Source organism: Pseudomonas pergaminensis (genome assembly GCF_024112395.2).
GTDB lineage: Bacteria > Pseudomonadota > Gammaproteobacteria > Pseudomonadales > Pseudomonadaceae > Aquipseudomonas > Aquipseudomonas pergaminensis.
In genome coordinates, this window is the sequence record NZ_CP078013.2 from 836,612 (window position 1) to 851,673 (window position 15,062).

Below are 15,062 nucleotides of genomic sequence, written 5' to 3' on the forward strand. Positions count from 1 at the left end.
GAGATGAGATGTGTTCGATGTGCAGTGTAGAAAGTGCAACTTAACGCGAAGGTGAGCCTGATATTACAGTTCTGACAGACTTCAACCTGTGAAGAGGTGTAGTGCATCGGCAAGTGAATGTAATGGGCTGGCTTTACAGTACGGCGATGGGGTACTCGACAATAAGCCGAACTTCTTCCAGGTCCGACTCAAATGCACTGGAGCGCACGGTCGCCTGTCGCAGTCGCAACGATAAGTCCTTCAAGTTGCCAGCCAGCACGACATATTTGGCCTCGATATCCCGCTCCCAGCGGCGTTGATCGGTGAGAGGGTCACCTGCCGCATCGCGACGCATGTACACCGCGTTGGCATGGCTGTAGTCGGCGCCGGTGCCTTTGCCGTAGCGGGTCATGAACGACAGGCCGGGGATGCCGAAGGCCTGCATGTCCAGGTCGTAGCGCACCATCCACGAACGCTCCTTGGGCGAGTTGAAGTCACTGTACTGGATCGAGTTGTTCAGGAAGATCGAGTCCGACTGGCGCAGGTAATCGAAGTCGTCATCGCCGTTGTTGCGTTGGTGCGATACGGCCAGGCTGTGGGCGCCGACCTTCACTCCGAGCCTGGCGCTCCAGATGTTGTTGTCGAACTCACCCAGGCGTTTTTGACCTTCGTCCACGGCCTTGTAGTAGTTGAAGTCACCAAACAGCGAGATGTCGTCATTCAGCGGATAACTGGCGGCGCTGCCGAAGTAGTACTGGTCCCAGGCGTCCTTCAGGCGACTGCTGTAGAGGCTGACGCTGAGGTGTTTGTTGACGGTGTAGTCGCCGCCAAAATAGCCGACCCAGGGCGAGTCGACTTGCCCCGCGTAGAAGGTCGCAAAGCCTTTGTTCATGCCACTTTCGGTCGGTTGGCTCATGCCGCTCAAACGTCCGCCTTGCAGGGTCAGGCCCTCAAGGCTGGTGTTTAGTGCGGTCACGCCCCGGAAGCTTTCCGGCAAGACGCGCGAATCGCCGTAGGCCACCACCGGGTTCAGCGGGAATACGTCGCCGGCCTTGATCACGGTATCCAGCACACGCAATTTCGCCGCACCGCCGACTTTGCTGTAGTTGTCCTCGGGGTGGTTTTCGCTGTCCACCGGCAACATGCCGAACGAACCCTTGCCGCCGCTGCGACCGGTGCCTGAGTCGAGTTTCACGCCGACCATGGCGAACGCGTCCAGGCCAAACCCCACGAAGCCCTGGGTGAAGCCGGATTCAAATTTGCCAATCAAACCCTGGGCCCAGGCTTCGGAATAGCCGTTGCCGGTGGGACTGGACTGGCCCTTGCGGTCATCGCGGTTGAAGTAAAAATTACGCGCCAGCACATTGAAGCTGCTGCCCTCGATAAAGCCTTCGGGCTTGTCCTCCACGGCCACCGCAGCCAGCGGCAAGGCGGCACACAGTGACAGGGGCAAGCTGTAGTGACGGATACGCATGGTTCGCTCCTGGGTATTGGCAGTTATCAGCTTCTTATGGGAGTGGGCGTTCTTATTGATGTAGCCCGGGCTGATAGTTGCAAACCGTGGATAACGAAGACGTGGCGCGCACATTACAATTCTGGAAACTCAGCGTTATCTAACAAATAAGTAATGTTCTAGTGAAGGTGGCGTCAGGGTTCGTTGGTTAGTCTCGGCACTGAACTTCAGTCGAGGAACTAACCATGAACTTTTATACCGTGGGTCTGGGTGTGCTAACTGCAATCCTGTCTTTTGGCGCATTGGCCGAGGGCGGGGGTGATCGAACGTTCGCGTTGATGATGGAACGCAACGAGAAGGCCATGGCCGACTACGCAGCCAAGAAAGGCAAGCCGGCACCCCAGGTGCAGGCGTACCGCTATGGCATGACACTGGACATTGCCAAGGTGGTCAACGTTACGCCGCCGATCCGTTCGTGCAACCCGGTGCCGTCGCGCATGACCTATGAGGACTCCAGCGGCAAGCTCTCTACTCTTGAATATCAGGTGATGGGGGTGTGCCGAAATAACGGCAGTTAATGGATCCAAAAATATAGTTGTTTTGGGGATTAAAGCCCGCTTAAGAAAATGCGGGTAGCGCCGATGCAGGTCAGGTTCATCTCCCCCATTTGGTCATTGGTGCCCCATGTTCAACACCCGTTTGAAGCAGGAGCTGGCGGCTCTTCGCGAAGAATTGTCCAGCTTGAATCAGGTCAAGGAGAGCCTGGAAAGTGAAATGTTGTGCCTGACGCTGGACGCCGAAGGCCGGGTGGAGTGGGCGAACGCTAACTTCCTGCAGGAACTGGCCTACCAGAATGGTCAACTGCTGGGGCGCGCGATCGAAGATCTGGAGCCGGCCCACGTTCGTCGGGATGAGTTCCAGCAACGCTTCAAGAACGCCCTGGTGCGCGGTCAACACTTCGCAGGCACCGTGCGCCTGATGCGTGGCAATGGCCAGGAAGCCTGGCTGCGCTCGATTGTGCAGCCGGTGCGCAGTTCCGATGGGCGCATCAAGCATTTTTCGATTTATTCCAGCGATCTCACCCGCACGATCGAAGCCTCCCGCGAGCATGAAAACCTCATGAACGCCCTGGTACGCTCGACGGCCGTGATCGAGTTCGACCTCGGTGGCCACGTGCTCACCGCCAATGATCGGTTCCTCGGCGGCATGGGTTACAGCCTGGCGCAGATCCAGGGTAAGCATCACCGGATGTTCTGCGAGCCGGAGGAATACAACAGCACCGAATACCAGGACTTCTGGAAACGCCTGAACACCGGTGAATTCGTCGCGGCACGCTTCAAGCGGGTCGACAGCCATGGCCGTGTGGTGTGGCTGGAAGCGACCTACAACCCGGTGCTGGACGCCAATGACCGGCTGTACAAAGTGGTCAAGTTCGCCACAGTGATCACCGACCAGGTCAACCAGGAACAGGCGGTCGCCGAAGCGGCGAACATTGCCTACAGCACCTCGCTGCAAACCGACAACAGCGCCCAGCGCGGTACCACCGTGGTGACCCAGGCCGTGGATGTGATGCGCGACCTGGCCAAGCACATGCAGCAGGCCGGCGACGGCATCGAGGCGCTGAACGCTCAGTCCCAGGTCATCGGCACCATCGTCAAGACCATCAGCGGCATTGCCGAGCAGACCAACCTGCTGGCACTCAACGCAGCTATCGAAGCGGCGCGCGCCGGTGAGCAGGGCCGTGGTTTTGCCGTAGTGGCCGATGAAGTTCGACAGTTGGCATCACGGACCAGCAAGGCGACCGAAGAGATCGTCGGCGTGGTGCGCCAGAACCAGGACATGGCCCGCGATGCTGTGACCCTGATGAACGATGGCCGTCTGCAAGCCGAGCAAGGCCTGGCCCTGGCTGCCGAGGCGGGCACGGTGATCGTGGAAATCCAGGACGGTGCCCAGAAGGTGGTCAGCGCGGTCGGCCAGTTCGCCAACCAACTGTCGAGTTAAGCGTAGGGCTTCAGGTATCGTAGGTGCTTTCTTGCACGAAGAGTCGACCTTCCATGAGCCCTACCCACCGTCGCCCCGTTCCGCTGTCCAAGGCCTACCGTTTGCTCAACCACGGCCCCACCGTGCTGGTGAGCGCCGCGCACAATGGACAGCGCAATATCATGGCGGCCGCCTGGGCCATGCCGCTGGACTTCGAGCCGCCGAAAGTCGCGGTGGTGTTGGACAAAGCCACCTGGACTCGCCAACTGTTGGAAAGCGCCGGCACCTTTGTGCTCCAGGTGCCGTGCGCGGCCCAGGCTGACCTTGTGCAAACGGTGGGCAACATCACCGGTTCCGAGACGGACAAATTCGCCACTTACGGCCTGCAGGTATTCAACGGCGAACACACCGAAGCACCGCTGCTGGAAGGCTGCGTGGCCTGGCTGGAATGCCGCCTGCTGCCCGAGCCCCACAACCAGCAAACCTACGACCTGTTCCTGGGTGAAGTGGTCGCAGCCTATGCTGACGAGCGCGTGTTCAGCGACGGCCACTGGCACTTCGAAGGGCATGACGAGCTGCGCACCTTGCACCATGTGGCGGGCGGGAACTTCCTGACCATCGGCCAGCCCATCATCGGCAAAACCCTGACCTGATAGGCCCTTGTGGGAGCGGGCAAGCCGGCTCCTACAGGTTTACCAGTGTGCCTGGCTGAGCGCTTCGGCGAAGGCCATCAATTTGGGCGAATACTGCCGGGACGGCGGATAGACCAGTGAGATCGCCCGACTGCGCCCGGCAACGTCCTCCAATATCGGCACCAGGCGCCCAGCGGCCAGGTCGTCGCGCACGGCAAAGTCCATCACCTGGGCGATGCCGAAGCCGCCCACGGCGCCATCCACCAGCGCATCGCCGATATCAAAGATCAGTCGCCCTTCGACACTCACGTCCTGCACGTTGCCATCGATCATGAACTGCCAGTCCACCATGCGGCCGCTGCGCAGATTGCGCACGGTGAGGCAGTGGTGGTCGTTGAGTTCATCCACACGGGTGGGGGTTCCGAAACGTGCGAGGTAAGCCGGCGCGGCAACGGTCACCCAGCGCAGTGGCGGCAGGGCGCGGGCGATCAGGCGCTGGTCCTGAATCTCGCCGGTGCGCAGCAAGGCATCGAAGCCTTCGTCGACAATGTCCACCAGGCGGTCCGTCATCACCGCCTCAATGCGCAGCTCGGGGTAACGCAAGGTCAATTCGCCGATTACCGGCATGACCACTTTGCGCCCGAACAGCGACGGCGTACTGATCTTCAACAGGCCGGAAGGGGTGCTGCGTCGGTCGAGCATCAGCTTCTCGGCTTCGGCCAATTCCGCCAGCAATGGTGCGCTGCGCTCGTACAGCATTTGCCCGTCGGGGGTGAGGCTGACGCTGCGCGTATTGCGTTGCAGCAGGCGCACGCCCAGCTCGTTCTCCAGGCGCGATATGGCGCGGGACAGGCCGGACTGGGTCAACCCCAGATCGCCAGCCGCCCGAGTAAAACTGCGGGTTTCGGCGACGCGGACCAATAGGCGAACAGCGTTCAGATCCATGATTAAAGTCATTACTGAAAGGGTAATATCCGTATTTATCATCTATCTGGCATGAAAGACACTGGCGGTCTCTCTTTTTCGAACAGGACGTTGTGATGTCTCCCTCTCGACCCTCTGGCTGGATGCTGGCGTTGCTGGCCACGGCGCAACTGATCATCGCGCTGGATGCCACCATCGTGTTTGTCGCCTTGCCGCAGATCGGCGCTCACCTGGATTTTTCTGCCCAGCAGTTGCAGTGGGTGGTGAGTGCCTACAGCGTGGCGTTTGGTGGATTCCTGCTGCTGGGTGGCAGGGCCACGGATTTGCTCGGCAAGCGCCGTTTGTACCGGGTGGGGCAGTCGCTCTATGCGTTGGCGTCCCTTGCGGCGGTGCTGGGCGGCAGCGCAGTGTTGCTGGTCCTGGCGCGGGCGGTGCAGGGCGTGGGTGGCGCGATGCTGTTCCCGGCCACCCTGGCACTGATCAACACCCACTACGCCGAAGGGCCGGCGCGCAACCGTGCGTTCGCCGTGTGGAGCGCGGCGTCGGCGGCCGGGCTGGCGCTGGGCGCACTGCTGGGTGGCGTGTTGACCCAGGTGTGGGGCTGGGAAGCGGTGTTCCTGGTGAACGTGCCCCTGGCGGGCGGCTGCGCCTGGGCGGCGCGGTACTGGATCCCCGCCGATGGTGAACAGGCGCGAGGGCGCAATTTCGACGTCAGTGGTGCGTTGACGGTCACCGTCGGTGGCAGCTTGCTGGTGTTCTCGTTGGTGCAGGGGCCGGAATGGGGTTGGGCGGCGCCGTCCACCCTCGGCTGCCTCGCCTTGGCGCTGGCGCTGCTCGGGCTGTTCGCCTGGATCGAACACCGTGGCCGCGACCCGCTGATGCCGCTGCGTCTGTTTGCCTACCGCGAGTTGCGCATGGCGATGGTGCTGACGGCAGTGTTCATGAGCAGCTTTGGCGTGCAGTACTACTTCCTCGCGCTGTATTACCAGCAAGTCTACGGCTACAGCGTGTTGCAGGCGGGGCTGGCGTTTTTGCCGGCGACTCTGGTGTGCACGTTCGGCATCTGGCTGGCGGAGCGTTCGTTGGTTCGGCTGGGGTTGCGCAACACCCTCGTCAGTGGGCAACTGGCCGGGGCGGTGGGCATTGCGCTGGTGGTCTGGGCACTGCCGACCGGCGTGGGGTTCTGGTCGCTGCTGCCGGGTATTTTCATCCTGAGCATCGGCCAGGGCATGACCTGGACCGCGATGTGGGTGGCAGCGGGCCTGGGCATTCGTCCGGGCGAGCAGGGCGTGGCGGCGGGGATGGCCTCCACCAGCCAGCAGATCGGCGGGGCCTTGGGGCTGGCGGTGCTGGTGTCGGTGGCGAGCGCGGGGGGCATCGAACGGGCGTTGTGGTGGAGCGCAGCGATTGCCCTGGCAGGCGCGGTGTTGGCGCTGCGCCTCAGGCAACCTGCCGAGTCAGCGGGCCTGGAAGCGGTCTGACATCTTCACCCAACGCGACGGCGGCATGCCGTAGGTGCTGCGAAATTGCCGGGTCATGTGGCTATGGTCGGTAAAGCCGGCGGTCATCGCCGCGTCCACCAGTGATTGGCCTTGGGCCAGCAGGCTGCGCACCAGGTCCAGCCGGCGCATGGTCAGGTAGCGGTAGGGGCTGGTGCCGAACAGCAAGCGAAAATCCCGCGACAAGGCCCAGCGGTCGCGGCCGGCGTGGTCGGCCATTTCATCCAGGGTGATGCTGCGCCCCAGGGCGCTGTGGATAAACTCACGGGCCCGCTCGGCGGCGACATAGTCGAAGGTCTTGCGGCTGACGATCCCGCCCGAGACGTTGCTAAGCGCGTGGGCCAGGTCGAACAGGGCGTCCTGTTCCTGCAGCGGGTCGATGGGGTTGTCCAGGTTCTGCAGCAACACTTCGCTGGCGCGGAACAGCCGTGGATCGGTGGATAAACCGTTGGGGATAAACGGCAACGGCTTGCCGCCGAGGATCTGCTGGATCAGCGCCGGTTCGACGTAAATCATCCTGTACTTGAAGCCTTCATCGCTGCCGGCGTGGCCGTCATGGGTTTCATCGGGGTGAAGCACCATGGTCGTACCGGGCAGGCTGTGCACCATGTCGCCGCGATAGTGAAAGCTCTGCACGCCGCTCAACGTGCGACCGATGGCGTAGGTGTCATGGCGATGCGGGTCGAAGGCGAAGCCGGCAAAGTACGCCTCGATACGGTCCAGGCCACTGGCATGTGGGGCGCGGTGCAGCCAGTCGAGGGTGGCGGTGGGTTTGCCCATGGTGACTTGTCACAAAAAATAGAGATGGAAACACGTTAACCCCGTATTCGACAGATTGCCTGGCAGGGTCTTGAACGATTGTGCAGCCGATTCGACGTGCAGCTCAAGGTTTGTATTGTTTTTGCGCTAAAAAATTATTGTTTTACGATAATTAATTCGTTATTTTGCCTCGACATCTATTCAGCGAGGTTGTTTATGAACACCCAACGTCTTGCCCAACTCAGCCAGCGCATGTCCCTGATCACGCTGCTGCTGATCGTTACAATGCTGCTCCTTAACGCCGCGGTGTGGTGGTTTCCGGTGCTAAGCTCTTCAGCCGACGGGCTGGGGTTTGGTTTCGCGCTGAGCGACCGCCAGATCCAGGGGCGCGCCGCTCAGGTGGCACTGTTTCCTGTCTGGCAGACACTGGGTGGCATCTTGCTGTCCAGCGTTCCCTTGCTGGCGTTGGCGTCGGGCCTGAATCAATTGCGTAAACTGTTCCAAAGTTATGCGCGGGGCGAGTATTTTTCCAGCGCGGCGGCGTTGCACTTGGGCAAGGTCGGTAAGGCGGTGGCTTTATGGGTTTTGCTGGATTTTTTGTGTGAGCCGCTGTTGAGCGTGTGGGTGACGATGAACGAACCTGTCGGCCAACGGTTGATCACCTTGAGTGTGACGGCACCCAGCTTTGTGGCATTGTTTCTGGCCGCCTGCATCGCGGTCATCGCGCGTATCCTGTGGCAGGCCAGTGAAGTGGATTCCGAAAACCGCACGTTTGTATGAGATTCAAATGCCCATCGTGATCGAGCTGGACGTTATGCTTGCCCGGCGCAAGGTCAAATCCAAGGACCTGGCGGCCGCCATCGGAATTACCGAACAGAACCTGTCGTTGCTTAAACAAGGCAAGGTCAAGGGGGTAAGGCTAGGGACGCTGGATGCCATCTGCGCCTATCTGGATTGCCAGCCAGGTGACTTGCTTGTCCACATTCCCGGGCCTGCTGCCGACCAGTAGCCGCTACCCACATCGCAAGAAGGACCGTCCGATGCTGTTCTCCAACCTGCCGTACGCCGCGCCATTGTTATCATTGGCGTTGCTCTGGACCGTCGCGGTGGTGACGCCCGGGCCCAATTTTTTCAACACAGCGCAATTGGCTGCCAGTTGTTCGCGCCGCCATGGTGTGGTGGCGTCAGCGGGTGTGGCCACGGGTACCGTCATGTGGGGGCTGGCGGGTGGCCTGGGCATTAAGTCGCTGTTTGCGGCGGCCCCCATGCTGTACCTCGCGTTCAAGATCATCGGCGGCTGCTACCTGATCTACCTTGGATTGAAGCTGTTCAAGCGCTCGGCGCCAGCGATGGGCCAGAACGTGCTGCCGGATGAAGCGCGCCGTTCGCTGTTTTCCGCCTGGCGCCTGGGGTTGCTGGGCAACTTGTCCAACCCCAAGGCGGCGTTGTTTGTTGCCACCATCTTTGCGTCCACCATGCCGCCGTCGCCTTCACCGATGCTGCTGACCCTGGCGGTGATCACCATGGCCACCTTATCGTTCAGTTGGTATTCCAGCGTGGCCTTGGTGTTTTCCAGTGAGCGCATGGCCACGCTCTACAGCCGTTCGCGCAAGTGGCTCGACCGCTTTGCCGGGGGCTGCTACGTGCTGTTCGGTGCACATCTGGTGGCGAACCGCTGACGGCCCGTGTTAAGAAGCCTTACTTTCAACAGTGAGGCCGGGTCATGAGCAAGGTGCGGGTAGGTATTATTTTTGGTGGCCGTTCGGCGGAGCATGAAGTCTCGTTGCAATCGGCGCGTAACATCGTCGATGCGTTGGATCGCTCACGATTCGAACCGGTGCTGATCGGTATCGACAAGGCCGGCCATTGGCACCTCAATGACACCTCGAACTTCCTGCTCAACCAGGAAAACCCGGCCCTTATCGCCCTCAACCAGTCCAATCGCGAACTGGCCGTGGTGCCTGGCAAGGCCAGCCAGCAACTGGTAGAGACCTCCGGCACCGGCTTGCTGGAACATGTCGACGTGATCTTCCCCATCGTCCACGGCACCCTCGGCGAAGACGGTTGCCTGCAAGGCCTGCTGCGTATGGCTGACCTGCCTTTCGTCGGCTCCGACGTCCTCGGCTCGGCAGTGTGCATGGACAAGGACATCACCAAGCGCCTGCTGCGCGACGCCGGCATTGCCGTGACTCCGTTTATCACCCTGACCCGTAGCAACGCCGCGCGTACAGCCTTCGACACGGCAGTGAGCAAGCTCGGCTTGCCGATGTTCGTCAAGCCGGCCAACCAGGGCTCTTCGGTGGGCGTGAGCAAAGTCGGCGACGAAGCCGAATACCACGCTGCTGTTGAACTGGCTTTGGGCTTTGATGAAAAGGTCTTGGTGGAATCCGCGGTAAAGGGCCGTGAAATCGAATGCGCCGTGCTGGGCAACGAAAACCCGATCGCCAGCGGTTGCGGTGAGATCGTGGTGAGCAGCGGTTTCTATTCCTACGACAGCAAATACATCGACGGCCAGGCTGCCCAAGTGGTGGTGCCGGCCGCTATCAGCCACGAGGCCAGCGAGCGTATCCGTGGGCTGGCCCTGGAGGCGTTCGAGGTGCTGGGCTGTTCGGGGCTGGCGCGGGTCGACGTGTTCCTCACCGACGACGGCGAAGTGCTGATCAACGAAATCAACTCACTGCCCGGCTTCACCCGCATCAGCATGTACCCCAAGCTGTGGCAGGCGGCGGGCATGAGCTACAGCGAACTGGTGAGCCGCTTGATCGAGCTGGCGCTGGAGCGGCATGCGGGGCGCAAGGGATTGAAGATCAGTCGTTGAAGCGAGCAATCCACGAATAGATCAATGTCTTCAGCTCCTCAGGGTGATGCGTCCTGCGACGATAGCTGGCAAAGGTGGGGGAGGTGCAGTAGGTGCACACTTCACTCACCTCGATCTGCTCACGCCGAATCCCTGCCGCTTGCAGCAACATCACGCCATATCCGCTCAAGTCAAACCATGCACTTGCAACTTGCCTCGCAGTGGGCGGGGCAATTTCGGGGCGCAGCAGCGGCGCCGGTTGGACCTGGCTCCAGGGCGCCTGACCATCGCGCCACAAGTGGCCCTGTTCAGTTTGAAACTGGGTAATGAACTCCCGGCTCACCTCATAACAGCACGGCTTGATCGAGGGACCGATCGCTACCTGCAACTGGTCGATGGCAATTCCTTCATCGGCAAAACGCTGTATGGCATTCGCCACAATCCCGGCTTGCAACCCCTTCCAACCGCCGTGCACCGCAGCCACCTTCTCAGCGTTTTTCGAGGCAATCAGGAGGGGCAGGCAATCGGCGGTGATTACCGCGATGGGGTAATGCTCACCCGTGCACACCCCGTCTGCCTCGACCGTGTTGCTCACCTGGTCCGCCTGCCACTCAATCACCGAAGCGCTGTGCACTTGCTTGCAGATGAACACGTCTGCCGGGCGCTGCGGATCATTGATCGAACAAAAACCGTGGTCGACGCCAGGGATGGCGGCGAGATTATCTGCCTGTTGCACGAGCGCTTTCTCCGTTGATTGATGTGTTCAGTCGCCAACCGCTTCGCCTTCACGCCGAGGGTCGGCACCGCCGCTCAGTGACACCTTGCCCTGGGCATCCCGCGTGCGCACGATGGCCTGGATACCACTGGTCATATCGATCTCGCTCAGCGCATGGCCCTTGTCCTTGAGCGCCTGTTTCAGCATGGGGCTGAACATACCGGTTTCCAGCTCGGTTGCGCCATTGCGGCTGCCGAAGTTCGGCAGGCTGATGGCCGCTTGCGGGTCAAGTTTCCAGTCGAGCATTGCCACCAGGGACTTGCTCACGTACTCGATGATTTGCGAGCCGCCGGGTGAGCCGACAGTGGCCAGCAACTCGCCGCTCTTGCGGTCGAACACCAGGGTCGGCGCCATCGCCGAACGCGGGCGTTTGCCAGGCTCGACCCGGTTGGCCACGGGTTGGCCGTTTTCTTCAGGGATAAACGAAAAGTCGGTCATCTGGTTGTTCAGCAAGAAACCCTGGACCATCACATGGGCGCCAAATGCCGCTTCCACCGTGGTGGTCATCGACACGGCGCCGCCCCGGTCATCCACGGCCACCACTTGCGAGGTAGAGATGCGCAACGGCGAGCGATCCGGCGCGTAGGCCACCTGGATGCCTGCGGGGACGCCCGGCTTGGCGATACCCATGCTGCGCTCGCCGATCAGCGCGGCGCGCTTGGCCAGGTAGTCCGGTGCGACGAGGCCGGCAACCGGCACGGGGACGAAATCGGCGTCGGCGAGGTACAGACTGCGATCGGCGAAGGCCAGGCGCCCCGCTTCAGCGAGCAGGTGTACTGCCTCCGGTGTTGGTTCAAGGCCTGCTGGCGATGAGCTTTTCAGCGGTCGCATCGCTGCGATACCCAGGCCTGGGTCGCGGGCTTGCAAGGCCTGCAATGTACCGAGGATTTGCGCGATGGCGACGCCACCCGATGAAGGTGGCGGCATGCCACAGACTTTCCACTGCTGGTAGTCGGTGCACAGCGGTGTACGTTCCTTGGCGGCGTAGCCCTTCAAGTCCGCCAGGGACAGGCTGCCCGCATTGCGATGGCCCTGCACCTTGCGCGCGATCTCTTCGGCAATCTGCCCGTGGTACAGCGCGTCCGGGCCTTCCTTGGCGATACGTTTGAACACCTTGGCCAACGCGGGGTTTTTCAACACAGTTCCGGTGGCTTTCGGCGTGCCATCGGCGTTCAAAAAGTACGCCGCCATGTCAGGCGATTGTGGGATATAGCGGTCAGCCGCAATCAGGCTGTGCAGGCGCGGGGAAATCGCAAAGCCCTGTTCCGCCAGCCGGATCGCAGGTTCGAACAGCTCGGCCCATTGCAGGTGGCCGCTCTTCTTGTGCGCCATTTCGAGCGCACGCAATACTCCAGGCGTACCAACCGAGCGCCCGCCAATCTGCGCCTCGGGAAACGCCATCGGCTTGCCGTCGGCCTTCAGGAACAAGCGCTCGGTGGCCCCGGCCGGGGCGGTCTCACGGCCGTCATATGCGTGAACGTTTTTGCCGTCCCACAGCATGATGAACGCGCCACCGCCAATGCCGGATGACTGCGGCTCCACCAGGGTCAATACCGCCTGCATTGCAATCGCTGCATCAATTGCCGAGCCACCCCTGCGCAACATCTCGCGACCGGCTTCGGCTGCCAACGGGTTGGCCGCCGCCGCCATATGGCGCTCGGCATGTTGGGGGGTGAGGTCGGTGCGATAACCCGATCCCAATTCCGGTGCGGGTGGCTGTTCGTAGACAGACGTGTTGCAGGCAGCCAGGGCGAGGGCTGCGGCTATTACCGACAGTTGATGGCGGGAAATCGAAAACACGCGCGGAACTCCGTTCATTTTGAGAATGATCTGTTGTCCTTTGAAACACTTCGCTATCGCCGAGCCGGTCAAATTTGGCCAGCACCCGCAACAGGCTATCGCGCCTCCGGTTGGTGTGCCTCGGTCACGGCGATCGCTTGGGCCAGTTGCATATCACTCATGTGAGGCGCCGGGTAAGACGTGTGGTAAGTCCTCACGGCGAGCTCAAAGCGTGCGCCACGGATATTCCCGTCCGAGCCGATGAAGGCCAGGGCGTCCCCCTTGGCCGACTCAAGCATATCGAGCGGATGGGACGTGGTGCCCAGCGTGGCGAAGGTGGTCAGCACCGGGCCGGCGAGGACCATCAAACTGGCTTGATCGACCTTCCCCAAGCCTTCGGACGCGGCACTGGCGAGCGATGGCAGGGCTGACAATGCAAGTGCAAGGTGCAGGGGCTTGATGGTCATCCAACACTGGTTCCATTGAGTGTGATTGAGGGCGTGATCCTACTTGGTAACGCGGGTTTAGCCCAATCGCAACACCATCGCCCCGCCAGCAATGATGCAGGCGGCAACCACGCGAGTGCGCGTCAGTTGCTCCTTGAGTATCAGCGCGGAGATGATCACGCCGAACAGGATCGACGTTTCCCTGAGCGCTGAAACGGTGGCGATCGGGGCCGCCGTCATTGCCCAAAGCGCCAGTCCGTAGGACGCAACCGTGCCGACCCCGCCCACCACGCCGAGGTGCCAGTGACGGATGACGTAGCGGCAGAACACCCCGCGTTGGGTGGCCAGGGCCCAGGCGGCCAACGGTAGCCCGGTCAGCAGGAAAATCCACAATGTGTACGCCGCAGGGGCGCCGGACTTGCGCACGCCCAAACCGTCGACAAGGGTATAGCCGGCAATGACCCCCGCATTGATCAAGGCGAGGACCAGCCCTTTTCGCGGGCTCGTCGAGGGGGCGACAGCCATGCTCAGGATACCGATGCAGATCACTGCAATGCCGCTCCATGCAAACGCTGACAACGACTCGGACAGTGCAAGCACACTCGCAGCTGCCACCAGTAACGGCGCAGTGCCGCGCATGATCGGGTAGGTCTGGCTCATGTCGGCGATTCGGTAGGTCGAGGCAACCAAGACGAAATACAGCACCTGCAAAATGACCGATGCACCGATGAACGGCCAGCTTTCTCTTGCCGGTAGCGCCAGGAATGGAATAACGACCAATGCGATCAGCGAGGCGAAGGCGGTGATCATGCATGTGGTCAGCAGCTTGTCGCCGCCGCCTTTGACCACGGCGTTCCAGGTCGCGTGGAGAGCGGCACCCAGCAGGATGACCGCGAACACGTCAAAGCTCATGAGTGGGTTCCTGTCGGGCTCAGGCTGGTTAGTCGGGGAGAATCGCTGCGAGTATGCCCCAGCACTTTTCTTCAGGCATAAAAAAACGGCCTACCTTTCGGTAAGCCGTTTTTAGTACTTGGTGGCTACACAGGGACTTGAACCCCGGACCCCAGCATTATGAATGCTATGCTCTAACCAACTGAGCTATGTAGCCAAGTGGCGCGCATTATTCGCGTAGAACGCCAATGCGTCAAGTATTTATTTTGAATTTTTATCTACGCTTTCAACTGTTTAAGCGAAATCAGCGGATCGGGCGACGAGTGGTTCCTGATTAATCCCGACGCCTCCCCGCAAAAACCTGATCGCGTGGGGCAGATATCCCTGCCGCCCCACGCGAGGCCGACTTCAAGGATACGACGAGTTATGCGTGGCGCGCTTGAGTTGCTCGCGGGCTCGCGACAGGCGTGAGCGCACGGTGCCAATAGGAATGTCCAGTACGTCGGCGGTGTCCTGGTAGCTGCCGTCGGTTTCCAGGGAGGCGTAGAGCGTCTTGCGCATTTCTGCCGGTAGGTGGTCGATGGCGTTCAGGGTTTTTTCCAGGCGCCGGTTGATTTCAAATTCCCAATCCAGGTTGTGGTTCTCCTCCTGGCCATGCCACAGCGACTCGTCAAATTCGCAATGCATAGGCTTGGCATACAGGCGCCTGAAGTGATTACGTATGAGGTTTTGCGCGATACCGCACATCCAGGTGCTGAGCGTGGCATTGCCGCTGAAACGCTCGCGGTTGCGCCAGGCTTCCAGATACGTCAGTTGCAGCAGGTCGTCTGCATCTTCCGGGTTGAGTACGCGCTTGTGAATGAAGCGCCGCAGTTTTTTTTGCTGGTCGTCTGTCAGGTGAAGCATGAATTGAGGCGAGCTGCCAACGAGGTGCGCTAAAGCTTCAATAGGGATATTCATGATTTTTTCCTTGGTGTAGACGCAGTCGAAAGGATGTCGACGGGGACCTCGTTTGCACTGGTTGTGCCAAGGAGAAATTTTTTCAACTTACTGATTTATATAGGTAAATATCCTGAAATGATGAGATGTTGTGCAGGGGTTTGCATAGAGCTGCCATGGGGCGTGCAAGTCTTTTCAATTTAGCCGTG

At 60.7% G+C, this 15,062-nt stretch carries 15 protein-coding genes, 1 tRNA gene and 2 pseudogenes; 9 read left to right on the plus strand and 9 right to left on the minus strand.

Features of this window, described 5'->3' with window-relative positions; genetic code table 11:
- Positions 1 to 133 precede the first annotated feature (133 nt).
- Positions 134 to 1,453: an OprD family porin gene (locus KUA23_RS03670; protein WP_252993463.1), complete on the minus strand. Its 1,320-nt coding sequence runs from the start codon at positions 1,451 to 1,453 to the stop codon at positions 134 to 136.
- A gap of 224 nt (positions 1,454 to 1,677) precedes the next feature.
- On the opposite strand from KUA23_RS03670, the gene KUA23_RS03675 reads away from it, so the two are divergent.
- The 4 genes and pseudogenes from KUA23_RS03675 (at position 1,678) to KUA23_RS03685 (ending at position 4,065) form a co-directional block, all read left to right on the plus strand.
- Positions 1,678 to 2,010 (plus strand): DUF2790 domain-containing protein, encoded by a 333-nt coding sequence (locus KUA23_RS03675; protein ID WP_078046748.1) that lies wholly within the window; start codon positions 1,678 to 1,680, stop codon positions 2,008 to 2,010.
- Positions 2,011 to 2,206: 196 nt separating this feature from the next.
- Positions 2,207 to 2,893 (plus strand): annotated as a pseudogene (locus tag KUA23_RS30210) (PAS domain-containing protein); the annotation flags it as partial.
- 108 nt (positions 2,894 to 3,001) lie between these two features.
- Positions 3,002 to 3,433, plus strand: a pseudogene (locus KUA23_RS30215) (methyl-accepting chemotaxis protein); the annotation flags it as partial.
- A gap of 53 nt (positions 3,434 to 3,486) precedes the next feature.
- A complete protein-coding gene (locus tag KUA23_RS03685) occupies positions 3,487 to 4,065 on the plus strand; it encodes a flavin reductase family protein (protein ID WP_214496686.1) in 579 nt (192 codons plus the stop codon).
- Between the two features lie 39 nt (positions 4,066 to 4,104).
- On the opposite strand, the gene KUA23_RS03690 is transcribed toward KUA23_RS03685, so the two are convergent.
- A complete protein-coding gene (locus tag KUA23_RS03690; RefSeq protein WP_078046751.1) occupies positions 4,105 to 4,989 on the minus strand; it encodes a LysR family transcriptional regulator in 885 nt (294 codons plus the stop codon).
- 122 nt (positions 4,990 to 5,111) lie between these two features.
- On the opposite strand from KUA23_RS03690, the gene KUA23_RS03695 reads away from it, so the two are divergent.
- On the plus strand, positions 5,112 to 6,449 hold the full coding sequence (locus KUA23_RS03695) for an MFS transporter (protein ID WP_252994255.1): 1,338 nt from the start codon (positions 5,112 to 5,114) through the stop codon (positions 6,447 to 6,449).
- Here the strand turns inward: KUA23_RS03695 and KUA23_RS03700 are convergent.
- Positions 6,426 to 7,247, minus strand: coding sequence for an AraC family transcriptional regulator (locus tag KUA23_RS03700; protein ID WP_252993465.1), 822 nt, complete (start codon positions 7,245 to 7,247; stop codon positions 6,426 to 6,428). The two genes, KUA23_RS03695 and KUA23_RS03700, sit on opposite strands and share 24 nt — an antisense overlap.
- Positions 7,248 to 7,442: 195 nt before the next feature.
- On the opposite strand from KUA23_RS03700, the gene KUA23_RS03705 reads away from it, so the two are divergent.
- The 4 genes from KUA23_RS03705 to ddlA are packed head-to-tail and all read left to right on the plus strand — an operon-like array spanning position 7,443 to position 10,044.
- Positions 7,443 to 8,006, plus strand: coding sequence for a DUF2975 domain-containing protein (locus KUA23_RS03705; RefSeq protein ID WP_078046754.1), 564 nt, complete (start codon positions 7,443 to 7,445; stop codon positions 8,004 to 8,006).
- Positions 8,007 to 8,013: 7 nt separating this feature from the next.
- Entirely contained in the window at positions 8,014 to 8,235 is a 222-nt protein-coding gene (locus KUA23_RS03710; RefSeq protein WP_099493974.1) for a helix-turn-helix domain-containing protein, read from the plus strand.
- A 31-nt stretch (positions 8,236 to 8,266) separates the two neighbouring features.
- On the plus strand, positions 8,267 to 8,905 hold the full coding sequence (locus tag KUA23_RS03715; RefSeq protein ID WP_214496683.1) for a LysE family transporter: 639 nt from the start codon (positions 8,267 to 8,269) through the stop codon (positions 8,903 to 8,905).
- A 44-nt stretch (positions 8,906 to 8,949) separates the two neighbouring features.
- The gene (ddlA, locus tag KUA23_RS03720) at positions 8,950 to 10,044 is read left to right on the plus strand and encodes a D-alanine--D-alanine ligase (RefSeq protein WP_099493975.1); all 1,095 of its coding nucleotides are present in this window, start codon (positions 8,950 to 8,952) and stop codon (positions 10,042 to 10,044) included.
- On the opposite strand, the gene pgeF is transcribed toward ddlA, so the two are convergent.
- The 6 genes from pgeF to KUA23_RS03750 all read right to left on the minus strand — a co-directional run bounded on the left by pgeF (position 10,034) and on the right by KUA23_RS03750 (position 14,874).
- Positions 10,034 to 10,759 carry a peptidoglycan editing factor PgeF gene (gene pgeF, locus KUA23_RS03725; RefSeq protein ID WP_252993466.1) on the minus strand — a complete coding sequence of 242 codons (726 nt, stop codon included), beginning with the start codon at positions 10,757 to 10,759 and terminating at the stop codon, positions 10,034 to 10,036. The two genes, ddlA and pgeF, sit on opposite strands and share 11 nt — an antisense overlap.
- 27 nt (positions 10,760 to 10,786) lie before the next feature.
- Entirely contained in the window at positions 10,787 to 12,616 is a 1,830-nt protein-coding gene (gene ggt, locus KUA23_RS03730) for a gamma-glutamyltransferase (protein ID WP_252993467.1), read from the minus strand.
- Positions 12,617 to 12,693: 77 nt separating this feature from the next.
- Positions 12,694 to 13,044, minus strand: a complete 351-nt coding sequence (locus tag KUA23_RS03735) for a DUF2388 domain-containing protein (protein ID WP_223204492.1) — start codon at positions 13,042 to 13,044, stop codon at positions 12,694 to 12,696.
- A gap of 57 nt (positions 13,045 to 13,101) precedes the next feature.
- The gene (locus KUA23_RS03740; protein ID WP_078046760.1) at positions 13,102 to 13,935 is read right to left on the minus strand and encodes an EamA family transporter; all 834 of its coding nucleotides are present in this window, start codon (positions 13,933 to 13,935) and stop codon (positions 13,102 to 13,104) included.
- A gap of 119 nt (positions 13,936 to 14,054) precedes the next feature.
- Positions 14,055 to 14,131: transfer RNA gene (locus KUA23_RS03745), tRNA-Met, on the minus strand.
- Positions 14,132 to 14,322: 191 nt separating this feature from the next.
- Positions 14,323 to 14,874, minus strand: a complete 552-nt coding sequence (locus KUA23_RS03750) for an RNA polymerase sigma factor (RefSeq protein ID WP_078046761.1) — start codon at positions 14,872 to 14,874, stop codon at positions 14,323 to 14,325.
- Positions 14,875 to 15,062 lie beyond the last annotated feature (188 nt).